This window comes from Microbacterium sp. W4I4 (assembly GCF_030816235.1).
Lineage (GTDB): Bacteria > Actinomycetota > Actinomycetes > Actinomycetales > Microbacteriaceae > Microbacterium.
This window is the reverse complement of sequence record NZ_JAUSXT010000001.1, coordinates 387,381-409,390: the sequence shown is the minus strand read 5'-3', so window position 1 is coordinate 409,390 and position 22,010 is coordinate 387,381. Positions and strand designations below refer to the sequence as shown.

Genomic DNA, 22,010 nt, shown 5'->3' with positions numbered 1-22,010 from the left:
CTTCCCCATTCATCCGTAGAACTGTTTCTCGAACACCCGCCTGGCTCGACGTGTCACCCGCAGATACTCCTCCTCGAGCATGACGGCTCCGCGATCGGGATAGCCGAGTAGGCGTCCGAGCGCGTCGAGCTCGCGGTGCTCGGTCGGCAGCACATCGCGCGTCTGACCGGTGAGCAGCGTCATCGCCGATCGCAGTCGGCTGGCCAGCACCCATGCCTCGCGCAGCTGCTCAGCACCGACCGCGGGGAACAGCTCCGCGAGGACCGCGGCGTCCAGCGCCTGCAGGGTCGAAGTGGTGCGCAGGTCGGGCACCCGGTGCCCGTGCTGCAGCTGCAGCACCTGCACCATCCACTCGACGTCGCTGAGCGTGCCGGGACCGAGCTTGAGATGCCGGCGCGGATCGGCGCCCTGCGACAGCCGCTCCCCCTCGACGCGCGCCTTGATCCGCTTGATCTCCCGCACGTCCTGCTCGGAGATCTGCTCCGGGAACCGGATGCCGTCGGCGAGTTCGGTGAAGGTCGCGATGAGCTTGGCGCTGCCGGCGATGCCTCGGGCGCGCAGCAGCGCCTGGGCCTCCCAGGACAGCGACCAGCGCCGGTAGTACTGGGTGTACGCCTCGATCGTGCGCACCATGGGCCCGTTGCGGCCCTCGGGTCGCAGGCCCGCATCGAGGTCGAGGGGCAGGCGGTGGTCGGTCAGGTGCTCGCGCAGTCCGGCGACGATCGCCGCCGCATGGCGCTGCGCGCGCTGCGGCTCGACGCCGTTCGCGTCGTACACGAACAGCACATCGGCATCCGATCCGAACCCGAGCTCCGCCCCGCCGAAGCGCCCCATCGCGATGATGGAGAAGTCCATCGCGTCGTCCTCGGGCGGCACGACCTCACGGCGCACGGCGCGCAGCGCCGCCTGGATGGTCGCCTCGGTGATCTCGGTGATGGCGCGCGCCATCTCGTCGACGCCGATGTGATCGAGCACCGCGCCGATCGCGGTGCGCAGCAGCTCACGACGTCGCAGTGCCCGCACGGCTCGAAGGGCGGATGCCGTGGTCGCATGGCGCGTCTGGATGGCGCGCGCCTCCTCGTCGAGCGCTGCGGCCCCGCGCGGCCGCAGCGAGACCGGGCTGTCCAGCCAGGCCACGGACTCCGGGATCCACTCCATCAGCTCACCGACGTAGCGCGAACTGGACAGCACTCGCGTGAGCCGCTCCGCCGCGCCGGACGAGTCGCGCAGCATCCGCAGGAACCAGTGCGTGTCACCGAGTCGCTCGCTGATGCGCCGGAACGCGATCAGGCCGTAATCGGGGTCGCTGCCTTCCGCGAACCAGCGCAGCATCACGGGCATCAGATGCCGCTGGATGCTGGATTTGCGGCTGAGCCCCGAGGTGAGCGCGGCGATGTGCCGCAGCGCGCCGGCCGGGTCGCGGAAGCCGATCGCGGCGAGTCGGTCGGCGGCCTGCCCTGTGGTCAGAGCACGCTCCTCGGCAGGGAGCGACGCGACGGCGGCCAGCAGGGGGCGGTAGAAGAGCCGCACGTGCTGCTCGCGCACCTCGCGGCGCACCCCGTCCCACACCGCCTGCAGACCGGTCGCCGAATCGGCGAGGCCGGTCGCGCGTGCCAGGCGACGCATGCCGCCGTCGTCCCGGGGCATGAGGTGCGTGCGGGTGAGTTCGTGCAGCTGCAGGCGGTGCTCGAGCAGACGCAGGGTGCGGTACTGCTCGGCGAACGCGGCGGCCTCGACACGTCCGATGTACCCGCCTTCGGCGAGGGCTTCCAGCGACTCCAGCGTGCCTCGGGTGCGCAGCGTCGCATCGCTCACCCCGTGCACGAGCTGCAGCAGCTGCACGGTGAACTCGATATCGCGCAGGCCACCGGGACCGAGCTTGAGCTGGTACGGAACGTCGTCCGGGGGGATGTTGTCGGTCACGCGCTCCCGCATGCCCTGCACGCTCTCGACGAAGTCGGCCCGTTCGGCGCTGGACCACACCTTCGGCTGCACGGCCTCGATGTAGTCGTCGCCCAGCGCACGATCCCCCGCGAGCGGATGCGCCTTCAGCAGGGCCTGGAACTCCCAGCTCTTCGCCCAGCGATCGTAATAGGCGATGTGGGAGGCCAGTGAGCGCACCAGCGCTCCCTGCTTGCCCTCGGGACGCAGGGCGGTGTCGACCTCCCACAGCGGTGGCTCGGTGTCGATCCCGGACAGCACCCGCACGGTCTCGCGGGCCAGCCGAGTGGCGATGTCGATCGCCCGCGGTTCGTCCACGGTCTCCTCGTCGGCGGTACCGCCCACGAAGATCACGTCCACGTCGCTGATGTAGTTCAGCTCGTGCGCGCCGGCCTTGCCCATGCCGATGATCGCGAGCCGGGTCGCAGCGACCTCGGCGCGCGCAGCGGTGCCACCGGCATCCGCCACCGCCGTCCGTGCGACCGCCAGAGCGGCCTCCAGCGCGGCGGCCGCGGCATCCGCCAGCGCCTCGGAGACATCGGAGACCGCCTCGGCGGGGCGCGCGGATGCGAGGTCTGCGGCGATGATCTCCGCCAGGCACCGCCGGTAGGTGATGCGAAGGGCCTCTTCGGGACGTTCCACCGTCGCGAACCCGTCCTCCGCGCCGACGGCGCGCAGCATCCGCTCCGTCAGTTCCGCGGCGCCGGGAAGCTCGGCGCGCAGCAGCGCCGCCGGCTCGAGCTGATCGGGGCGCCGCGCGAAGAAATCGGCGATGCCGGTCGACACGCCGAACACCCGCCAAGCCGCGGCCCGCGCCCGTGCTTCGCCGAGCACCGCGGTTGCGTTCTGCGGATCCCGGCGCGCGATGCGCAGCATCCCTGCGACAGCCGCATCCGGGTCGGCCGCGGTCATCCCGTCGGCGAGCTCGGCGCGCTCGATCCCTGTCAGCTCCGACAGCTCGGTCAGGTCTGCCGACGCCGCCGTCAGCTCGACGAAGCCGAGCCGGGCCAGCGCCGACAGCGAGACGGACGCATCAGGTCGTGCCATGGCTGCGACTCAGAGCAGCCCGAGGTTGTTCTTCAACTCGTACGGGGTGACCTGACCTCGGTACGCCTCCCACTCCTTGCGCTTGTTGAGCAGCACGTAGTTGAAGACCTGCTCCCCCAGCGTCTCGGCGACCAGCTCGGACTCCTGCATGATGTCCAGAGCGTGATCCAGGCTCGCGGGCAGCGGCTTGTAGCCGAGAGCGCGGCGCTCGGAGTCGCTCAACGACCAGACGTTGTCCTCTGCCTCGGGGGGAAGGTCGTACTCCTCCTCGATGCCCTTGAGGCCGGCTGCCAGCATGAGCGCGTACGCGAGGTACGGGTTGGTCGCCGAGTCCAGGCCGCGGTACTCGACCCGGGTGGACTGCCCCTTGTTGGGCTTGTACATCGGCACGCGCACGAGAGCCGAGCGGTTCGCGTGGCCCCAGGTCACGAAGCTCGGCGCCTCGTCACCGCCCCACAGCCGCTTGTACGAGTTCACGAACTGGTTCGTCACGGCGGCGATCTCGGTGGCGTGACGCAGCAGGCCCGCGATGAAGCGGCGGCCGGTGAGCGAGAGCTGATACTCGGCGCCCGCCTCGTAGAAGGCGTTAACGTCGCCCTCGAAGAGGGAGACGTGGGTGTGCATGCCGCTGCCGGGGTGGTCGTTCAGCGGCTTCGGCATGAAGGTCGCGTAAACGCCCTGCTCGATCGCCACCTCCTTGACCACGGTGCGGAAGGTCATGATGTTGTCGGCCGTGGTCAGCGCGTCGGCGTACCGCAGGTCGATCTCGTTCTGGCCGGGTCCGCCCTCGTGGTGGCTGTACTCGACGGAGATGCCGAGGTCCTCCAGCATCCGCACGGCGCTGCGACGGAAGTCATGCGCGGTCCCGCCCGGGACGTTGTCGAAATAGCCTGCGTTGTCGACCGGCACCGGACCCTCCGGACCGAACTGCGCGGACTTCAGCAGGTAGAACTCGATCTCGGGGTGGGTGTAGAAGGTGAAGCCCGCATCGGCGGCCTTCTCGAGCGTGCGGCGCAGGACGTTGCGCGGATCGGAGACGGCGGGACGTCCGTCGGGCGTGGCCAGGTCGCAGAACATGCGCGCGGTCGGGTCGACCTCGCCGCGCCACGGCAGGATCTGGAACGTCGACGGGTCGGGCTGCGCCAGCAGGTCGGATTCGAACTTGCGCGACAGCCCCTCGATGGCGGAGCCGTCGAAGCCGATGCCCTCGGCGAACGCCCCCTCCACCTCGGCCGGCGCGATCGCCACGGACTTGAGCGTCCCGATCACATCCGTGAACCAGAGGCGCACGAACTTCACGCCGCGCTCTTCGATGGTGCGCAGCACGAAGTCTCGCTGCTTGTCCATGCTCATACCTCTTCGTCTTCTCCCGCGTCGGACAGGCTCGTCGTTCCCCATGAATCGTCGGCGGCATCGTCATCCGCCCACGCGCGAGAGCGCTCGCGGAGCTTCTCTGGAGCGCTCGCCGCCTCTTCGGCCGTGTCGAACGGGCCGACACGATCGACCGCAGCCGACTGCATGCCGAGCTCCACCTCGCGGGTGCTGAGGTTGAACCAGTACTTCTCGTCACCGTCGGACATGTCAGCTCCTTCGTCGGGATCTGTCACGATCCTAATCGTGCGCGCCGACCTGGATAGGCTATTCGGCATGGCACAGCAGGCAATCGGCGTCGACATCGGCGGCACGGGCATCAAGGCAGCGATCGTCAACCTCGCGCACGGCACGCTCGATTCGGAGCGCATCCGCGTCGACACCCCGAAGGGGGCACGTCCCGCCGACGTGCTGAACACCGTCCGCGAGGTGCTCGAGACGCTGGACGTGACCGACTCGGAGTTGCCACTCGGTGTGGCGTTCCCCGCCATCGTCAAGCGCGGCAAGACCCTCTCCGCGGCCAACATCTCCAAGGACTGGGTCGACTTCGAGGCCGAGAAGTTCTTCGAGGACGGCCTCGGCCGCCACATCGCGTTCGTGAACGACGCGGACGCCGCCGGCGTCGCCGAAGCCCGCCACGGTGCGGCGCGCGACGCCATGGGCCTGACCATCCTCACCACGCTCGGCACCGGCATCGGCTCCGCGTTCCTCTACGACGGCGTGCTGATCCCGAACACCGAGCTGGGTCACCTCAACCGCGAGGGCGAGTCGATCGAGCGCTGGACGGCGTACTCCGCCATGGAACGCGAGAGCCTGTCCTGGGAGGACTGGTCGGCGCGCCTGCAGGAGTTCTACAGCCACGTCGAGTTCCTGTTCAGCCCCGACCTGTTCGTGGTCGGCGGCGGCGTCTCAAAGCAACCGGAGAAGTTCCTGCCGCTGCTCGAGCTGAAGACGCCGATCGTGGCCGCCGTGCACCGCAACGCCTCCGGCATCATCGGTGCCGCCTCGCTCGCCGCGGGCTGATCCCGACAGAGAAGGACCCGGTCACCGTGCGGTGATCGGGTCCTTCTGCGTTCTGGGCGAGCGGGCCGGCCTGTACGCCGGGTTCTGTTCAGGAGCTTGCGCTCCCTTGACGGCCATCTCTCTCGGCGACACGTTGCCGTGCCGCTCCAGCAACCTACCCGAGGACTCGGCGGGCCGCGTCAACGTCCTCTGTCTGGTCTTGCTCCGGGCGAGGTTTACCTGGCGGGACATGTCACCATGTCCCCCGGTGGTCTCTTACACCACCCTTTCACCCTTACCGCCGCCCGAGGGCGACGGCGGTCTTCTCTCTGTGGCACTGTCTCGCGGATCTCTCCGGGTGGGTGTTACCCACCGCCCTGCCCTGTGGAGCCCGGACGTTCCTCGGTGCGCTCTCGCGCCACGCGACCGTCCGGCCGACCCGCTCGCCCTCTGATTCTAGCGTCGCTCAGCAGCCGATCACTTGCCCGCATCCTCGCTGACGTGCAGATCCAGCGGGACGTCGATGTCGAATCCGGGGAACAGTCGCGCCGTCGCGGCCGCGGCCGCGTCGCGCACGGCGGCGGCCACGGCATCCGCCTGGTCGACCGGGCAGTGCACGATCACCTCGTCGTGCAGGAACATGGCCAGGTGCGCACCGGATCCGAAGACGGGCCCGGATGCCGGAGCGGAGACGGATGCCGGAGGCAGCGCCATCAGGCGATGCCGGATCTCGGCGAGCCAGAGCAGCGCCCACTCGGCGGCGGTCCCCTGCACGACGAAGTTGCGTGTGAACCGCCCCCGATCCCGCGCTCTGCTGCGTGCCCGCGACTCGTCGGCACCGCCGGCGCCGGGGTCGCTGGCCCTCGACTGGGTGCTGCGCCAGGCGTCGTCGGGGCGCGGCGAGCTGCGTCCGAGCAGCGTGCTCACGACACCGCCCTGCTCGCCGGTGCGCGCGGCGGCGTCGACGAGCGCCATTGCGCGCGGGTAGACGGTGCGCAGGCGCGGTACGAGCCGGCCGCTCTCCCCCGTGGTCGCACCGTACATGGCGCCCAGCACCGCGTACTTCGCCTCCTCACGAGTACCCACCGCACCGGAGCGCACGACGCCCTCGTACAGGTCCGCGCCGCGTGCGGCGTCCGCCATCGCCGAATCGTGCGACATGGCCGCCAGCACCCGCGGTTCCAGCTGCGCGACGTCCGCGCCGACCAGCGTCCAGCCCGGATCGGCGTGCACGGCGCGGCGCAGCTGCCGCGGGATCTGCAGCGCACCGCCGCCCGATGACGCCCACCGTCCGGTCACCACGCCGCCGGTGAGGTAGATCGGACGGAAGCGGTCGTCCTGCACCCAGTCGTCCAGCCACGTCCACCCGTTCGCTGCGAACAGCCGCGAGAGCTTCTTGTACTCCAGCAGCGGCGCGACGACCGGATGATCGACCTCGGCGAGCTGCCACCGCGAGGTGGACTCCACGAACACGCCGACCCGGTGCAGCGCCCGCAGCAGCCGCGGCGGGCTGTCGGGGTTGAGTTCGGCGTCGTTCAGGTGATCGGAGATCTGCGTCGCCAGTGCGGCCATCTTCGCCGGCCTCGCCCCGCGCAGCGGCCGCGCGCCGAGGGAGTATTCCAGGATGCGCTCGTGGACCGCCCGGGACCACGGCAGTCCCGCCGCGGTCATCTCCTCGGCGATCAGCGCGCCGGTCGACTCGGCGGCGCACAGCAATTCCAGTCGCGAGTCGGGCGCATGCTCGAGTGCTGCGAGCTGTGCCCGCCACTGCGCCAGCACCTCATCGAAGTCCCCGCCACGGGCGGCGGATTCCGCATCGACGTCGAACAACCCGGGCTGCACGATGGTCTCGGCGGTCTCGTCGGTGCGCAGCCACAGGGCGGATGCCGGCAGCGGGCGTGCGAGCGCCGCGGTGTCACGAAGGATCGCATGGCACAGCACCAGATCGTGCGCGCGGCGCAGACGGATGCCGTGGGCCAGCAGCGACGGGTAGAAGCTGCGCAGCGTGCGGACCGTCCATCGCGGAGCGAGCTCGTCCTCCAGAGCGCGCATGCGATCCGGAAACGCGGCATCCGAGACCCGTTCGGGCAGCGGCTCGTCGGACGGCGAATCGAGGACGGCGATCAGCCATCCGTGACCGTCGCCGGGACGCGCCACGACGGCATGCGGAGGCTGCGCGGGCCTGGCGGGCCCGGTCACGGCATCCGGCTGGTCACAGCCCCGATTCCTCGGTGCGCACGAGGATCGCGCCGCACTCCGGGCACGAGAGCACCTCGTCCGAGGCGGCCTTGCGGATCTCGGTGATGTCGGTGCCCGAGAGCACCATGCGGCAGCCCTCGCACACGCCACCGCGCAGGAACCCCACGCCGATGCCGCCGCGGGAGGCGCGACGCTCGTAGTCCGCCAGCAGCTCGGCGGCGACGGTGCCCGCCAGAGCGGCGCGGTCCCGGACCAGGTGCTCGCCCTCAGTGGTGGCCGCCGCGATGTCCGCCTTGGCCGCGGCGGTCAGCTTCTCGCCTTCGGCCTGCGTCTGATCCAGCAGCGCCTGTTGCGCATCGACGTCGTTCTGCGCCTCTTCCACGCGCCCCATGATCTCCAGCTCGGTGTCCTCGAGCATCGAGATGCGCCGGGTCAGGCTGTCGATCTCGTTCTCCAGAGCCTGAGCCTGCTTCGGGTCGGTCGCGGTGGCCAGACGCTCGCCGTCGCGATCGCGACGCTGGGTGGCCAGCGCGACGTCCGATTCGATGCGCTTGAGGTCCGCCCGGGCGTCGTCGAGCACGCCGGTCAGCGCGGTGAGCTCGCCCAGCTGCTGTTTGCGCACCCCCGCGAGCTCATTGATTCGGGCGCCCTGCGACGGCTGCGTCCGCGCGCGATCGCTCTGCAGGAGGCGACGGTCGAGGTCTGCGATCTCGAGCAGGGTGCGCTGGTTCTCGGGAGTGGCTTTCACGCTCTCAAACCTATCTGCTGGCGGTGACACCGTCGACGTAGAACCACACCCGGTCCTCACGGACGAAGCGGCTGCGCTCGCGCATCGAGCCGCGCACTCCGTCCTCTCGGTAGAACGCCTCGAACTCGACGATCCCGTCGACGTCGAACGGTCCGCCGCGCTCGGTGTCCGGGATGTCGAGTCGCAGCCACCGCACCTCGTTGTCGAGATCGAGCACGTCAGGTCTGGTGGACGGATGCCAGGTGCGCTGAAGGTGGTCGGCATCGCCGATCGCGAACGCCGTGAAGCGGGAGCGCATCAGCCGCAGCGCGGTGGGTGCGATCCCGGAGGAGATCACCGGTCCGCAGCACGAGCCGTAGACGTCGCCGCTCGTGCACGGGCAGCGCTGATCGTCGGCGGGGTGCACGGGGTTCGTCATCCCTCCATCGTGGCAGGTGCGCGCACTCGTGAGCCGATCAGAGCGCGCGTAGGCTGGCGGCACACCGCTCAGGAGGAGGACCATGTCGACGCTCGCGCCGTTCACCGCCCACAACGGCTTCGCCCTGCCCGCCATCGGGCTGGGGACGTACCGTCTGAACGGCGAAGCGGGTGCCGCCGCCGTCGCTGCCGGTATCGATCTCGGCTACCGCCTGATCGACACGGCGTTCAACTACGAGAACGAGGGCGCGGTCGGGGCCGGCATCACCGCATCCGGCGTAGAGCGTTCGCAGATCACCGTCACGACGAAGCTGCCCGGTCGTCATCACGGCGGGGACAGGGCCCGTACAAGCATCGAGGAGAGCCGCTTCCGGCTCGGCGTGGACGCCACCGATCTGCACCTCATCCACTGGCCCAACCCGAGCCACGACCGCTACTCCGAGGCGTGGCGTGCGCTGATCGAGGCGCAGCAGCGCGGCATCGTCCGTCAGATCGGCGTGTCGAACTTCCTGCCCGAGCACCTCGATCGCATCGAGGCGGACGGCGGCGTGCGTCCGGTCGTCAACCAGATCGAGGTGCACCCGTACTTCCCGCAGACGGATGCCGTCGCCCTGCATGCCGAACGCGGCATCCTCACCGTCGCCTGGAGTCCGCTGGGCCGCGGCCGCGAGCTGCTGGCGGAACCGGTGATCGTCGAGATCGCCGCCGCTCACACGATCACGCCCGCACAGGCGGTGCTCGCCTGGCACACGGCTCGCGGCGTGGTCTCCATCCCGAAGGCATCGTCGGCCGAGCATCAGCAGGCCAATCTCGACGCGGCGTCCTTCGCGCTGGATGACGCGGAGGTCGAGGCGATCACCGCGCTCGGGCGCGCCGACGGCCGGCTGTTCGATGGAGATCCCGCGACGCACGAGGAGATGTGAGCGTCACTGCGGGGCGCATCCGGATGCCCCTCGTATACTGACCCGGATGTCCGAGCACACCGATTCCGCCCCGACGCCGTCCGCGTCGCCCACGCCGACGACACGCGCCGACGCCCGACGGGCGACCGCCCGCGGCGGTGCCGACATCGGTCGGGCGCTGGATCGCCACGACCGGCGGATCGGCTGGATGGATCTGCTTCGCGGTCTGTCGATCCTGCTCGTGATCCTGCATCACAGCACCCAGATCGTCGAGTACCGCATCGGCGAGGTCCCCGGGTTCTTCGAGTTCCTGAGCTCCTTCTTCGCGCCCTTCCGGATGCCGATGCTGATGGTGCTCTCCGGGCTGCTGGTCGCGGGCTCCCTGCATGCTCCCGCGGGCAAGTACGTGTGGGGCAAGGTGCGGCGCATCGTGTGGCCGATCATCGTGTGGACGGTGATCTACGCGGGCTCGCAGGCGGTCGTCGGGCAGAACGAGCACATGCCCTGGGAGTTCGGCTTCTGGAACACCTACCTGTGGTTCATGCAGTTCATCTTCGCGTACTACATCATCGCGCTGCTGATCCGGTGGATCCCGGCCTGGGTGCTCATCGCCGTGCCGTTCGTGGTGATGTTCCTGATCCCGCCGGAGCTGGAGCTGCTGCAGCGCTTCTTCTACCTGATGCCGTTCTTCTTCCTCGGAGCGTTCATCGAGAAGCATTGGGACCAGTACGCCAAGTGGCTCAGCGTGCCGCTCGCGGCCGGGCTCTCCATCATCCCGATCGGCGTCGCGCTGTACTCCGGATTCATCGAGCCCCTCTGGTACGCGCCACTCTCGGCGCTGCCCGCCATGCTCGGCATCCTGATCCTGGTCAGACTCACCGCCATCGCCCCCGACGCCCGCTGGCTCGCGCCGGCGCGCTTCGTCGGTCGCTACTCGCTGATCTACTACGTGTCGCACTACCCGGTGTTCGCCGCCCTCGGCTGGCTCGCCTTGAAGGCCGGCATCTCGAACCCCGGGGTGGGACTCGTGATCATCTTCGTCGTCACCGTCGCCGTGTCCACGGCGTTCGCGCTGATCGGTCGCCGGATGCCGGTGAGCCTGCTCTTCGAGCTTCCCCGCCGGCTGTGGCCGGCGCGGAAGACAGATGCCTAGCGCGCGTCGGTGACGACGACGGTCTGACGCACGAAGCCGCCCTGCACGGCGGTGTCGAGCAGGAACTCGGCGACGTTCGTGCGCGAGGTCGTGGGGAACAGTGGCAGCTTCTTCGCCTTCTCGAGAGTGACCGCGTCGTAGCGAGTGCTCTTCCCGTCGTTCAGCGCGCCCGGGTATTCCAGAGTCCAGCGCAGATCGCTGGCCTTCAGGAGCACCTCTGATGCGGCCTTGTCGGCATAGGGTCTGCGCAGCATGGTGCGAAACAGCGGACTGACGAGGAACGAGGCCTTGTCCAGTGACTCTCCCACACCAAAGGCGGAGACCAATACGAAACGATCGACTCCAGAGACCTTCACGGAGTCGATGACCGCGCGCACCATGTCGGTGATGAGGCTGGGCGTCTTCTTGGCGCTCCTGACACCGAGTGCGCTGATGATCGCATCGTGGCCTGCCGCAGCCTCTGCGAGCAGGGCGGCGTCGGTGACATCACCACTGACGACGTCGGCACGCGAATCGATCGCGGCGTCCGCCCTGCGCACCAGAGCAGTCACTCGGTGCCCCTGGTCCAGTGCCTTGCGGATGAAGAGGGCGCCGGTGCGGCCGGTTGCTCCGAGAACGAGGAACTTCATGACTTGTCGCTTTCTGCTCTACGTCCTTCACCATGGGTTCGGTGAGGACTGGAGCTAGAGTAGTCATGAATCCTGACTATTTACCCAATGCGACGCTGCGGCGCTTCAGCACCCGACTGAGGGTCGGTGATCTCGCGCAGTTGATCCAGGATCCGCTGCAGCAGGTCGAAGTTGCGGGTTCCCAGATAGGACTCCCACTCCGCGAGGATCTGGTCGAGGGTCGCTTGTGCCACTTTCGCCGCCTCCACTCCGCGCCCGTGGATCTCGATCAGGCGCGCACGCCCGTCGGTGGGATCGGGCACCCGGCGGACATAACCCAACCGCTCCAGCTGATCGACCATCACGCCCGCGCTCTGCTTGGTCATCTGCGCCTGGACGGCGAGATCCGTGAGACGGGATCCGCCCGGCTCCACTCGCTGGAACACCCGGCACTGCGCAAGGGTCCAATCATTGAAACCCGCATCCTGAACGGCCTGGAACATCCGCTCCTCGGTATATCGATACGGAATGAACAGCGACACTCCGAGGTTCCCGCCCAGCGCACCGTACATGTCGACCTCGACTCTGCCCGGAACCGGCTCAGCCGGTTCGACCACACATCTACTGGTAATGATAGCTGACGGCTTCGGCGTCTTCGAATGCCGCACCACAGGAGTGCGCTGCCGCGATCGACGTTGAGGAGACCTCCCCCGACTCATCTGCCTGCGTTCGCGCGCCACACGAGGACGGAGGGGTACCCCGAGCGGCGGGGAAGGTCAAGACCCTGCCCCAGCCGGACTCTTCCGACAAGACTCTCGCACACTCATCGAACGACGGGAGCCATTCCATGTCCGACATCGCACTCGCACCCCATCCGGAGATCCTGCTCGCCGCCCGCGGTCCGCTGAGCGAGGCCGTGCTCGCGACGCTCACGGGATCCGTCGGCCCTGAACTGTCAGGTCTCGCTGCGGAGGCCGTGGGTGCGTGCGACGATGTCGCGACCGACGACGACGTGCAGCTGGCACTGTTCCTGCTGTACGCATCCGCCTACGGCTCCCTCGACAACCTCGATCCCGACAAGGAGTGGGACCCCGCGCTGATCGCCGCGCGCTCGACGCTCGAGAGGGCGTTCGAGCGGTCTTTGCGCGATGCGGTCGCCGTTCCGCCGCTGCCCGATCCGACGGTCGACGCTGTCGCGAGGGCCCTGTTCGATCTGGTGCAGGCCGACACCGGTCCGAGCCTGTCGCGCTACGTCGCGAAGAAGGCGACCGAGGCGCAGCTGCGTGAGTTCCTGATGCAGCGCTCGATCTACACGCTGCGCGAGGCCGACCCGCATTCCTGGGCGATCCCCCGCCTGTCCGGCATCCCGAAGGCGGCGCTCGTCGAGATCCAGTCCGACGAGTACGGCGGCGGGCGCCCCGACCGCGTGCACGCCGAGATCTTCGCCAAGGCGGTTCGCGGAGCGGGACTGGACGACAGGTACGGTGCGTACCTCGACGATGTTCCCGCCGTCACGCTCGCCTCGCACAACATGATGTCTATGTTCGGGCTGAACCGGAGGCTCATCGGTGCGATCGTGGGCCACCTGGCCGCATTCGAGATGACCTCGTCGATACCCAACAGGCTGTACGGAGACGGCCTGCGCCGGCTGGGGTTCGGCGACGACGTCACGGACTACTTCGACGAGCACGTCGAGGCGGATGCCGTGCACGAGCAGATCGCGGCGCGGGACCTCGCCGGCTCCCTCGCATTCGAGCGCCCCGATCTGCTCGCCGACATCATGTTCGGCGCCGCCGCTTGTCTGGCCGTGGACGGGCGCGTGGCCGCGCACATGCTGGCGGCATGGGAACGGGGCGAGTCCTCGCTCCGGTCGGGGGTGCTGTCATGAGCGCTCGACACGAGGCGCCCACCCTCACGCCGTATCCCGACGGCCCCCTGATCCTGCGCGGTGATGTGGAGCTGCGAACGGCCGATGGAGACCCGATCCCCCGGCATCGTCGGACGGTCGCCCTGTGCCGCTGCGGCCTGTCGACGATCAAACCGTTCTGCGACGGGACCCACAAGGCGGCGGGCTTCCGCACAGACGACTGAGGACGCTGCTTCTGAGGTGGGCCCTGCCGGGATCGAACCGACGACATCCACGGTGTAAACGTGGCGCTCTACCAGCTGAGCTAAAGGCCCTGGATCGCACCAGTCTACCGGGACGCGATTGCGGCATCCGTCCCGCGAACGGATATAGGCTGAACACAGCACGTGTTGTGCGGAGCAGACAAGGCTCCCCCACGTCGCATCCCGTTTCCTTGGCAAGACCTGCCAGCTTGACGAAAGGCTCCACGTGACCGTTCACGACCAGGATCCGTACTCTCAGGGCCCCCTCGACAGCGATCCGGAGGAGACCGGCGAGTGGCAGCAGTCCCTCGACGAGCTGGTGAAGGCAAAGGGACACGGCCGCGGCCGCGAGATCATGCTCAGCCTGCTGAAGCGCTCGAAGGATCTCCACCTCGGCGTGCCGATGGTGCCGACCACGGACTACATCAACACGATCGCACCGGAGAACGAGCCGGAGTTCGGCGGCGACGAGGAGATCGAGCGCCGCTATCGGCACTGGATCCGCTGGAACGCGGCCATCACGGTGCACCGTGCGCAGCGCCCCGGCATCGGCGTCGGCGGTCACATCTCCACCTACGCCGGTGCGGCCTCGCTCTATGAGGTCGGCTTCAACCACTTCTTCCGCGGGCAGAACCACCCGGGCGGCGGCGACCAGATCTTCATCCAGGGCCACGCCTCCCCCGGCATCTACGCGCGATCCTTCCTCGAAGGACGCCTGAGCGAGGCCGACATGGACGGCTTCCGCCAGGAGAAGTCCCACGCGGGCAACGCGCTGCCGTCGTATCCGCACCCCCAGTCGATGCCGGATTACTGGCAGTTCCCGACCGTGTCGATGGGTCTCGGCCCGATCAACGCGATCTACCAGGCGCAGTCCAACCGCTACCTGGCGAACCGCGGCATCAAGGACACCAGCGATCAGCACGTCTGGGCCTTCCTCGGCGACGGCGAGATGGACGAGGTCGAGAGCCGTGGCCAGCTGCAGGTCGCCGCGAACGAGGGCCTGGACAACCTCACCTTCGTGATCAACTGCAACCTGCAGCGTCTGGACGGTCCGGTCCGAGGCAACGGCAAGATCATCCAGGAGCTGGAGTCGTTCTTCCGCGGCGCAGGCTGGAACGTCATCAAGGTCATCTGGGGTCGGGAGTGGGACGACCTGCTCGACCGCGACACCGACGGCGCCCTGCTGAACATCATGAACTCGACGCCCGACGGCGACTACCAGACCTATAAGGCGGAGTCCGGCGCGTACATCCGCGAGCACTTCTTCGGCAAGGACGAGCGCGCAGCCGCCCTGGTGAAGGACTACACCGACGAGCAGATCTGGCAGCTGCGTCGCGGCGGCCACGACTACCGCAAGGTGTTCGCGGCGTACAAGGCCGCGCTGGAGCACAAGGGCCAGCCCACCGTCATCCTCGCCAAGACCGTCAAGGGCTACGGCCTGGGTCCGCACTTCGAGGGCCGCAACGCGACCCACCAGATGAAGAAGATGACGCTGGACAACCTGAAGACGTTCCGCGACACCATGCAGATCCCGATCACGGACGCGCAGCTCGAAGAGAACCCGTACCTGCCTCCCTACTACCACCCGGGTGAGAGCGACGAGACGATCCAGTACATGCTGGATCGCCGCCGCGCGCTGGGCGGATTCATCCCGGAGCGTCGCACGAAGCACACCGCGATCACCCTCCCGGAAGACGCCACCTACGCGCTGCCGAAGAAGGGCTCCGGCACGCAGGAGATCGCCACCACCATGGCGTTCGTCCGCCTGCTCAAGGACCTGCTCCGCTCGAAGGACTTCGGCAACCGCATCGTGCCGATCATCCCCGACGAGGCCCGCACCTTCGGCATCGACGCGTACTTCCCGACCGCGAAGATCTACAACCCGAACGGTCAGCAGTACACCTCGGTCGACCGCGAGCTGCTCCTGGCGTACAAGGAGAGCCCTCAGGGCCAGATCGTGCACGTCGGGATCAACGAGGCCGGCGCTGTCGCGGCGTTCACCGCAGCCGGCACCTCGTACTCCACTCAGGGCGAACCGCTGATCCCGATCTACATCTTCTACTCGATGTTCGGATACCAGCGCACCGGTGACGCACTCTGGGCCGCAGGCGACCAGATGGCACGCGGTTTCGTGATCGGTGCCACCGCCGGTCGCACCACGCTGACCGGTGAGGGCCTGCAGCACGCAGACGGCCACTCGCCGCTGCTGGCGTCGACCAACCCGGGCACCGTGTCGTACGACCCCGCCTACGGTTACGAGATCGCACACATCATGCGCTCGGGGCTGGAGCGCATGTACGGCGGCACGCACGAGCACCCGGACGTCATGTACTACATCACGGTCTACAACGAGCCGCTCGTGCAGCCCGCTGAGCCCGAGGACGTCGACGTGGACGGCATCGTCCGCGGTCTGCACCGCATCTCCCCCGCCACGGGCGAGGGCCCCAAGGCGCAGCTGTTCGCCTCGGGCGTCGGTGTGCCGTGGGCGCTCGAGGCGCAGAACCTGCTGCGCGATGACTGGGGCGTGAGCGCGGATGTCTGGTCGGTCACCTCGTGGGGCGAGCTGCGCAACGACGGTCTTGCCGTCGACGAGCACAACTTCCTGCACCCCGAGGAGGAGCCCCGCACCGCCTACCTCACGCAGAAGCTGCAGAGCGCAGAGGGCCCGGTCATCGCGGTCAGCGACTTCATGAACGCCGTGCAGGACCAGATCCGTCCGTGGGTCCCGAACCGCTACTACACGCTGGGCGCCGACGGCTTCGGCTTCTCGGACACCCGTGCCGCAGCTCGCCGCTTCTTCCACATCGACGGCCCGTCCATGGTGGTGCGCACGCTGCAGGCTCTGGCGGACGACGGAAAGATCGAGCGTTCGCTCGTCGCGCAGGCCATCCAGAAGTACGCGCTGCACGACGTGAACGCAGGCACCAGCGGGAACGCAGGCGGCGAGAGCTGACCCTGTGACCGCATCCTCGAAGCAGGCCATGGACAAGGCCGCGACCCTCGCCTGGCTGCGCCGGATCTCCGGTGACATCGCGACGGTGACCATCAAGCGCCTCGAGGACACCCTTCCCTGGTACGCCGACATGCCACCAGCCCGACGGAGCTCCGTCGGGCTGGTGGCGCAGGCCGGCATCACCTCGTTCATCCAGTGGTACGAGGATCCGACGTCGACGCCGTGGATCGCGGCGGACATCTTCGCCGCCGCCCCACGTGAACTGCTGCGCAGCGTCAGCCTGCAGCAGACCCTGCAGCTCATCCGGGTCACCGTCGAGGTGACCGAGGAACGCGTCGCCGGTCGCGGGGACGATCTGCGCGAGGCGATTCTGCTGTACTCGCGGGATGTCGCGTTCGCCTCGGCCGACGTGTACGCGCGCGCCGCGGAGGCGCGCGGACTGTGGGACGCCCGGCTCGAAGCACTCGTGGTCGATTCCATCCTCACCGGAGAGGCCGATGAGGAGCTGCCGAGCCGAATCGCGGCTCTCGGCTGGCACGGGCACGGCGAGGTCTGCGTTCTCGTCGGCACGACACCCCCGCAGTTCGACGTCGATCAGGTTCGCCGCACGGCGCGCCGCCTGGCCGTGGACGTCCTGATCGGGGTGCAGGGCTCCCGACTCGTGCTCGTGATCGGGCGTGCACGGGTGCCTGGCAAGGAGATCGAGGGCGATGAGCTGCCCTTCGCCGAGATCGCCCAGCGACTGGAGGAGTCCTTCGGCCCCGGCTACGTGGTGCTCGGACCTCCCGTCGCGGCGCTGATCGATGCCGGTCAGAGCGCACGCGCCGCGTTGGCCGGCTTCGCCGTGGCCCGCGCCTGGCGCGGTGCTCCGCGTCCGGTGGAGGCGGATGACCTGCTGCCCGAGCGCGCCCTCGCCGGCGACACGCTCGCGAAGGTCACGCTCATCGAGCGCATCTTCCGCCCGCTGCAGGCGCATTCGCCCGACCTGGTGACCACGCTGTGGAGCTACCTCGACAACGGCCGCTCCCTCGAGGCGACAGCTCGCGAGCTGTTCGTGCACCCGAACACGGTGCGCTACCGGTTGAAGCGGGTCAGCGAGGTGATCGGCTGGGATGCCACCGGCCCCCGCGAGGCGCTGATCCTGCAGACGGCGCTGATCCTCGGCTCGATCGGCTCCGCGGAGACGGCCCGTCGCCGCCCGCAGCCGCGCCGACGCTGAGCGCGGATCCACGTTCGACTGTCCGCCACGCACAAACGAATCGTGAATTCTTGTGATGGTTCATCCACCGGGTTTCGAGAATCGTTGGCAAGATAGACAGGTGATCGTCGTCGCCTGCCCTGGACAGGGCTCCCAGACCCCCGGTTTCCTCGCACCCTGGCTCGAGTTGGACGGCGTCGCCGAACAGCTGGCCGCGTACTCGGAGGCCGCAGAGGTCGATCTGATCGCGCACGGCACCACGTCGGATGCCGACACCATCCGCGACACGCGCATTGCGCAGCCGCTGATCGTCGCCGCGTCGATGATCGCCATGAACCTGCTGGCCGCACGCGCCCAGCGCACCGCCGATGGCCTCGCCGGACACTCGGTCGGCGAGCTGGCGGCACTGAACGGCGCTGGTGTCATCAGCTCCGAGGATGCGATGCGACTCGTCGGCATCCGCGGTCGGGCGATGGCGGATGCCGCAGCTCACACCCCCACGGGTATGAGCGCGGTTCTGCGCGGCGAGCAGGACGAGGTCCTCGCTCTGCTGGCCGACCTCGACCTCACTCCGGCCAACTACAACGTGGCCGGTCAGATCGTCGCCGCAGGCGCGCTGGAGAACCTCGCCAAGCTCGCCGAGAGCGCTCCGCACGGCGTCCGGGTGATGCCCCTGCAGGTCGCCGGCGCATTCCACACCTCGTTCATGACGCCCGCCGTCGAGTCGCTGCGCGCGGCGATCGCTGAGGTCGCGCACAGCGATCCCGACCGCACGCTGTGGTCCAACCGCGACGGCGCCGTCGTCACCGACGGTCAGGATGCCCTGGACCGCATCGTGACGCAGGTGTCCTCACCTGTCCGCTGGGACCTGTGCATGGAGTCGTTCGTCGCGGCCGGCATCACCGGGTTCATCGAGGTCGCCCCCGCCGGCGCTCTGGTGGGTCTCGCCAAGCGCGGCATGACCGGTGTCCCGAACGTCGCCGTGAAGTCCCCCGAAGACCTCGATGCAGCCGTCGCGCTGCTGGATGGAGAAGCACTGTGAGCGCCACTCTCAAGCAGTCCCAGGGCGTGCCCTACACGCGCATCTACAGCTACGGCGCCGCCCGCGGCGACCTGTCGGTGCCCAACGAGGATCTCGTCGGGCCGATCGACTCGAGCGACGAGTGGATCCGCCAGCGCACGGGGATCATCACCCGCACCCGGGCATCCGCCGGCATCCTCGCCGTCGACCTCGCCACGACTGCCGCCCAGGAGGCCATCGAGAAGTCCGGCGTGGACCCGGCCGATATCGACCTGGTGATCGTCGCGACCATCAGCAACGTGCAGCAGACCCCGTCGGCAGCCGCCGTCGTCGCCGACCGCGTGGGTGCGAACCCGGCCGCGGCCTACGACTCCAACGCCGCGTGCGCCGGCTTCGCCTACGGCGTCGCCCAGGCCGACGCGCTGATCCGCACCGGCAGCGCCCACTACGCGCTCGTCATCGGCGCGGAGAAGCTGTCGGATGTCGTGGACCCCACCGACCGCAGCATCTCGTTCCTGCTCGGCGACGGTGCGGGCGCCGTGGTGATCGGCCCGAGCGACTTCCCCGCGATCGCGCCCACCGTGTGGGGCTCCGACGGCTCGAAGGCGCACGCCGTCGGCATGAACTCGACCCTCATCGACTACCGCGACGGCGACGCCAACTGGCCCACGCTCCGCCAGGAGGGCCAGACGGTGTTCCGCTGGGCGGTCTGGGACATGGCCAAGGTCGCCCGCCAGGCGCTCGAGGTGGCCGGCATCGAGGCATCCGACCTCGCCGCGTTCATCCCTCACCAGGCGAACATGCGCATCATCGACGAGTTCGCCAAGCAGCTGAAGCTGCCCGAGACGGTCGCCATCGCCCGTGATATCGAGACCACAGGCAACACCTCGGCAGCCTCGATCCCCCTCGCCACCCACCGTCTGCTCGAAGAGCACCCCGAGCTCAGCGGCGGTCTCGCACTGCAGATCGGCTTCGGCGCCGGACTCGTGTTCGGCGCGCAGGTGGTCGTGCTGCCCTGATCGGGCGCGCATCCTCCCTAGACTGTTCAGCGGTTCCCAACCATTCCGAGAAAGAGGAAACATCATGGCTCTCACCACAGACGAGGTTCTCGCAGGACTTGCCGAGCTGGTCACCGACGAGACCGGCATCGACGCATCCGAGGTCGCGATGGAGAAGTCGTTCACCGACGACCTCGACATCGACTCCATCTCGATGATGACGATCGTCGTCAACGCCGAGGAGAAGTTCGGCGTCACCATCCCCGATGACGAGGTCAAGAACCTCAAGACCGTCGCGGACGCCGTCAACTTCATCGTCGCCGGCCAGGAGTAACACCCGCGGATGCCACGCCCGCCGACCGCGGGTCGTGGCATCCTCCTTCCCTGAATCCTCCCCCTCCTCACGAAGGACCCTTCAATGACCAAGCGCATCGTCGTCACCGGTATCGGCGCCACGTCCGCTCTGGGCGGCACGGCACCCGAGAACTGGGCCAATCTGCTCGACGGAATGTCCGGCACCCGCACCCTGACGCACGAGTGGATCGAGAAGTACCAGATCCCCGTGCACTTCGCCGCCGAGGCCATCGTCCGCCCTGAGGAGGTCCTGCCCCGTCACGAGGCGAAGCGCCTCGACCCTTCGACCCAGTTCGCACTGATCGCCGCGCGTGAGGCCTGGGAAGACGCCGGGTCCCCCGAAGTCGCCCCGGAGCGCCTCGGCATCGACTGGGCCACCGGCATCGGCGGCGTCTGGACGCTGCTGGATGCCTGGGACACGCTGCGCGAGAAGGGTCCGCGCCGCGTCATGCCGCTGACGGTCCCGATGCTCATGCCCAACGCGGGCGCCGGCAACCTGTCGCTGCAGTTCAACGCGCGCGCCTTCGCCCGCACCGTGGTCAGCGCGTGCGCCTCCAGCACCGAGTCCATCGCGAACGCCTACGAGCACCTGCAGGACGGTCTGGCCGATGTGGTCATCGCCGGTGGCGCGGAATCCGCGATCCACCCGATCACCATGGCGTCCTTCGCGTCCGCCCAGGCGCTCTCGCGTCGCAACGACGACCCGGCCACGGCCTCGCGCCCCGGCGCCATCGACCGCGACGGCTTCGTAATGGGCGAGGGCGGTGCTGCGCTGGTCCTGGAGACCGAGGAGCACGCCAAGGCACGCGGCGCGAAGATCTACGCCTACCTCGTGGGCGGCGGCGTGACCGCCGACGCGTACCACATCACCGGCAACGACCCCGAGGGCGGCGGCGCGGCCCGCGCCGTCGAGGCCGCCCTGGCTCAGGCCGGAGCCTCGCCGGACGAGGTGTCGCACATCAACGCGCACGCGACGTCGACCCCGGTCGGCGACCCCAACGAGTACGAAGCGCTCAAGCGCGTCTTCGGCGACCGCATCGACGAGATCCCGGTCTCGGCCACCAAGGCGTCGACCGGCCACCTGCTCGGCGGCACCGGCGCACTCGAGGCGATCTACACGGTGCTCGCACTGCGCGACCGCATCGCGCCTCCCACCATCAACATGACCGAGCCCGACCCGGCCGTGCCGTTCAAGCTGTCCGGCCAGTCCCAGCCATTGGGCGAGGGCAGCCTGCTCGGCATCAGCAACTCGTTCGGCTTCGGCGGACACAATGCCGTCGTCGCGTTCCGCAGCGTCGACTGAAGCGCTTGCGCACGACGAAGCCCCCTGCGTCTTCGCGGGGGGCTTCGTTCGTGATGCGGAGGATTCGGTTTCTCGGCTTCCGGGAGATTCTCACCGGATGCTGTTACTCACGCCTTCCCCGCAAGTGGTGGGGGCCGGCCTAACCGACCTTGTGCAGCCAGACGACACGAGCATCGTCTCCGGCGTGGCGGAACGGCTCGAGCTCGTCATCCCATGCAGCGCCCAGCGCGACGTCCAGCTCGCGCTGCAGTTCGACCATGCTGCCCGCGGCGATCTCCATCGCGTAGCGGATGCGGTCCTCGCCGATCACGATGTTGCCGGCACTGTCCGTCTGGGCGTAGTGAATGCCGAGGTCGGGCGTGTGCAGCCAGCGTCCGCCGTCGTTGCCCGCCGTCGGGTCCTCGGAGACCTCGAAACGGAGGTGCTCCCAGCCGCGGATCGCGGTCGCGAGAGCGGAACCGGTGCCGACCGGACCGTCCCAGTAGAACTCGGCGCGCCGGGTGCCCTGCTGGACCGGCTGGTCGCTCCAGTCGAAGTTGACGGCTCGACCGATAGCGCGTCCCACCGCCCATTCGAGGTGCGGGCAGAGCGCGCGAGGTGCGGAGTGGATGTACACCACTCCGCGTGCGTATCCCGTCGCCATGATCTCTCCGTTTCATCAGGTGCGTCTTCCCCAACGACCTGAT

Annotated in this window: 20 protein-coding genes, 1 tRNA gene and 1 other RNA gene; 11 read left to right on the top strand and 11 right to left on the bottom strand. The window is 68.7% G+C overall.

All coding sequences use genetic code 11. From position 1 onward, the window contains the following. Positions 1–9: 9 nt before the first annotated feature. The 3 genes from QF046_RS01885 to QF046_RS01875 are packed head-to-tail and all read right to left on the bottom strand — an operon-like array spanning position 10 to position 4,568. Positions 10–2,988, bottom strand: a complete 2,979-nt coding sequence (locus tag QF046_RS01885; RefSeq protein WP_307365632.1) for a bifunctional [glutamine synthetase] adenylyltransferase/[glutamine synthetase]-adenylyl-L-tyrosine phosphorylase — start codon at positions 2,986–2,988, stop codon at positions 10–12. A 9-nt stretch (positions 2,989–2,997) separates the two neighbouring features. Then, positions 2,998–4,335 (bottom strand): glutamine synthetase family protein, encoded by a 1,338-nt coding sequence (locus QF046_RS01880; RefSeq protein WP_307365630.1) that lies wholly within the window; start codon positions 4,333–4,335, stop codon positions 2,998–3,000. A gap of 2 nt (positions 4,336–4,337) precedes the next feature. After that, complete coding sequence (locus QF046_RS01875; protein WP_307365628.1) at positions 4,338–4,568, bottom strand: SPOR domain-containing protein; 231 nt, start codon at positions 4,566–4,568, stop codon at positions 4,338–4,340. A gap of 67 nt (positions 4,569–4,635) precedes the next feature. Between QF046_RS01875 and ppgK the strand changes: the two genes are divergently transcribed. Continuing rightward, entirely contained in the window at positions 4,636–5,382 is a 747-nt protein-coding gene (gene ppgK / locus QF046_RS01870; RefSeq protein ID WP_307365626.1) for a polyphosphate--glucose phosphotransferase, read from the top strand. Positions 5,383–5,439: 57 nt separating this feature from the next. Here ppgK and rnpB read toward each other — a convergent pair. From rnpB to QF046_RS01850, 4 genes are all read right to left on the bottom strand, one after another. Next, positions 5,440–5,803: RNase P RNA component class A (gene rnpB, locus QF046_RS01865), an RNA gene on the bottom strand. A gap of 35 nt (positions 5,804–5,838) precedes the next feature. After that, the gene (locus QF046_RS01860; protein WP_307365624.1) at positions 5,839–7,518 is read right to left on the bottom strand and encodes a bifunctional 3'-5' exonuclease/DNA polymerase; all 1,680 of its coding nucleotides are present in this window, start codon (positions 7,516–7,518) and stop codon (positions 5,839–5,841) included. Positions 7,519–7,573: 55 nt separating this feature from the next. Further along, the gene (locus QF046_RS01855) at positions 7,574–8,308 is read right to left on the bottom strand and encodes a zinc ribbon domain-containing protein (RefSeq protein WP_307365621.1); all 735 of its coding nucleotides are present in this window, start codon (positions 8,306–8,308) and stop codon (positions 7,574–7,576) included. A 10-nt stretch (positions 8,309–8,318) separates the two neighbouring features. Next, positions 8,319–8,726, bottom strand: a complete 408-nt coding sequence (locus QF046_RS01850) for a YchJ family protein (RefSeq protein ID WP_307365620.1) — start codon at positions 8,724–8,726, stop codon at positions 8,319–8,321. Positions 8,727–8,808: 82 nt separating this feature from the next. Between QF046_RS01850 and QF046_RS01845 the strand changes: the two genes are divergently transcribed. Continuing rightward, on the top strand, positions 8,809–9,648 hold the full coding sequence (locus QF046_RS01845) for an aldo/keto reductase (protein ID WP_307365617.1): 840 nt from the start codon (positions 8,809–8,811) through the stop codon (positions 9,646–9,648). A gap of 46 nt (positions 9,649–9,694) precedes the next feature. Further along, a complete protein-coding gene (locus QF046_RS01840; RefSeq protein ID WP_307365615.1) occupies positions 9,695–10,780 on the top strand; it encodes an acyltransferase in 1,086 nt (361 codons plus the stop codon). Here QF046_RS01840 and QF046_RS01835 read toward each other — a convergent pair. Together QF046_RS01835 and QF046_RS01830 are read right to left on the bottom strand one after the other, a co-directional pair. Beyond that, entirely contained in the window at positions 10,777–11,409 is a 633-nt protein-coding gene (locus tag QF046_RS01835) for an NAD(P)-dependent oxidoreductase (RefSeq protein WP_307365613.1), read from the bottom strand. The two genes, QF046_RS01840 and QF046_RS01835, sit on opposite strands and share 4 nt — an antisense overlap. Positions 11,410–11,489: 80 nt before the next feature. Next, on the bottom strand, positions 11,490–12,005 hold the full coding sequence (locus QF046_RS01830; protein ID WP_307365611.1) for a MarR family winged helix-turn-helix transcriptional regulator: 516 nt from the start codon (positions 12,003–12,005) through the stop codon (positions 11,490–11,492). 230 nt (positions 12,006–12,235) lie between these two features. On the opposite strand from QF046_RS01830, the gene QF046_RS01825 reads away from it, so the two are divergent. Both QF046_RS01825 and QF046_RS01820 read left to right on the top strand, forming a co-directional pair. After that, positions 12,236–13,276: an iron-containing redox enzyme family protein gene (locus QF046_RS01825; protein WP_307365609.1), complete on the top strand. Its 1,041-nt coding sequence runs from the start codon at positions 12,236–12,238 to the stop codon at positions 13,274–13,276. Further along, positions 13,273–13,479, top strand: coding sequence for a CDGSH iron-sulfur domain-containing protein (locus QF046_RS01820; RefSeq protein ID WP_307365607.1), 207 nt, complete (start codon positions 13,273–13,275; stop codon positions 13,477–13,479). Before QF046_RS01825 ends, QF046_RS01820 begins: the two co-directional genes overlap by 4 nt. 17 nt (positions 13,480–13,496) lie before the next feature. Here the strand turns inward: QF046_RS01820 and QF046_RS01815 are convergent. Continuing rightward, positions 13,497–13,569 (bottom strand) — tRNA-Val (locus tag QF046_RS01815). Between the two features lie 154 nt (positions 13,570–13,723). Between QF046_RS01815 and aceE the strand changes: the two genes are divergently transcribed. The 6 genes from aceE to QF046_RS01785 all read left to right on the top strand — a co-directional run bounded on the left by aceE (position 13,724) and on the right by QF046_RS01785 (position 21,324). Then, positions 13,724–16,450 carry a pyruvate dehydrogenase (acetyl-transferring), homodimeric type gene (gene aceE / locus QF046_RS01810; RefSeq protein WP_307365604.1) on the top strand — a complete coding sequence of 909 codons (2,727 nt, stop codon included), beginning with the start codon at positions 13,724–13,726 and terminating at the stop codon, positions 16,448–16,450. Between the two features lie 28 nt (positions 16,451–16,478). After that, the gene (locus QF046_RS01805) at positions 16,479–17,669 is read left to right on the top strand and encodes a CdaR family transcriptional regulator (protein WP_307372635.1); all 1,191 of its coding nucleotides are present in this window, start codon (positions 16,479–16,481) and stop codon (positions 17,667–17,669) included. 100 nt (positions 17,670–17,769) lie between these two features. Further along, positions 17,770–18,690, top strand: coding sequence for an ACP S-malonyltransferase (locus tag QF046_RS01800; protein ID WP_307365602.1), 921 nt, complete (start codon positions 17,770–17,772; stop codon positions 18,688–18,690). Beyond that, positions 18,687–19,688 (top strand): beta-ketoacyl-ACP synthase III, encoded by a 1,002-nt coding sequence (locus QF046_RS01795; protein ID WP_307365600.1) that lies wholly within the window; start codon positions 18,687–18,689, stop codon positions 19,686–19,688. Before QF046_RS01800 ends, QF046_RS01795 begins: the two co-directional genes overlap by 4 nt. Before the next feature lie 64 nt (positions 19,689–19,752). Further along, a complete protein-coding gene (locus QF046_RS01790) occupies positions 19,753–20,001 on the top strand; it encodes an acyl carrier protein (protein WP_193596127.1) in 249 nt (82 codons plus the stop codon). Positions 20,002–20,085: 84 nt separating this feature from the next. Then, a complete protein-coding gene (locus tag QF046_RS01785; RefSeq protein WP_307365596.1) occupies positions 20,086–21,324 on the top strand; it encodes a beta-ketoacyl synthase in 1,239 nt (412 codons plus the stop codon). Positions 21,325–21,463: 139 nt separating this feature from the next. On the opposite strand, the gene QF046_RS01780 is transcribed toward QF046_RS01785, so the two are convergent. Further along, positions 21,464–21,967 carry a DUF3145 domain-containing protein gene (locus tag QF046_RS01780; RefSeq protein ID WP_307365594.1) on the bottom strand — a complete coding sequence of 168 codons (504 nt, stop codon included), beginning with the start codon at positions 21,965–21,967 and terminating at the stop codon, positions 21,464–21,466. Between the last annotated feature and the right edge of the window lie 43 nt (positions 21,968–22,010).

Excerpts from the sequence above, each read along its gene's own strand:
- QF046_RS01885 (WP_307365632.1), bottom strand. The coding sequence starts at position 2,988 with ATGGCACGACCTGATGCGTCCGTCTCGCTGTCGGCGCTGGCCCGGCTC.
- QF046_RS01880 (WP_307365630.1), bottom strand. The coding sequence starts at position 4,335 with ATGGACAAGCAGCGAGACTTCGTGCTGCGCACCATCGAAGAGCGCGGC.
- QF046_RS01875 (WP_307365628.1), bottom strand. The coding sequence starts at position 4,568 with ATGTCCGACGGTGACGAGAAGTACTGGTTCAACCTCAGCACCCGCGAG.
- ppgK (WP_307365626.1), top strand. The coding sequence starts at position 4,636 with ATGGCACAGCAGGCAATCGGCGTCGACATCGGCGGCACGGGCATCAAG.
- QF046_RS01850 (WP_307365620.1), bottom strand. The coding sequence starts at position 8,726 with ATGACGAACCCCGTGCACCCCGCCGACGATCAGCGCTGCCCGTGCACG.
- QF046_RS01845 (WP_307365617.1), top strand. The coding sequence starts at position 8,809 with ATGTCGACGCTCGCGCCGTTCACCGCCCACAACGGCTTCGCCCTGCCC.
- QF046_RS01840 (WP_307365615.1), top strand. The coding sequence starts at position 9,695 with ATGTCCGAGCACACCGATTCCGCCCCGACGCCGTCCGCGTCGCCCACG.
- QF046_RS01835 (WP_307365613.1), bottom strand. The coding sequence starts at position 11,409 with ATGAAGTTCCTCGTTCTCGGAGCAACCGGCCGCACCGGCGCCCTCTTC.
- QF046_RS01825 (WP_307365609.1), top strand. The coding sequence starts at position 12,236 with ATGTCCGACATCGCACTCGCACCCCATCCGGAGATCCTGCTCGCCGCC.
- QF046_RS01820 (WP_307365607.1), top strand. The coding sequence starts at position 13,273 with ATGAGCGCTCGACACGAGGCGCCCACCCTCACGCCGTATCCCGACGGC.
- QF046_RS01805 (WP_307372635.1), top strand. The coding sequence starts at position 16,479 with ATGGACAAGGCCGCGACCCTCGCCTGGCTGCGCCGGATCTCCGGTGAC.
- QF046_RS01790 (WP_193596127.1), top strand. The coding sequence starts at position 19,753 with ATGGCTCTCACCACAGACGAGGTTCTCGCAGGACTTGCCGAGCTGGTC.
- QF046_RS01785 (WP_307365596.1), top strand. The coding sequence starts at position 20,086 with ATGACCAAGCGCATCGTCGTCACCGGTATCGGCGCCACGTCCGCTCTG.
- QF046_RS01780 (WP_307365594.1), bottom strand. The coding sequence starts at position 21,967 with ATGGCGACGGGATACGCACGCGGAGTGGTGTACATCCACTCCGCACCT.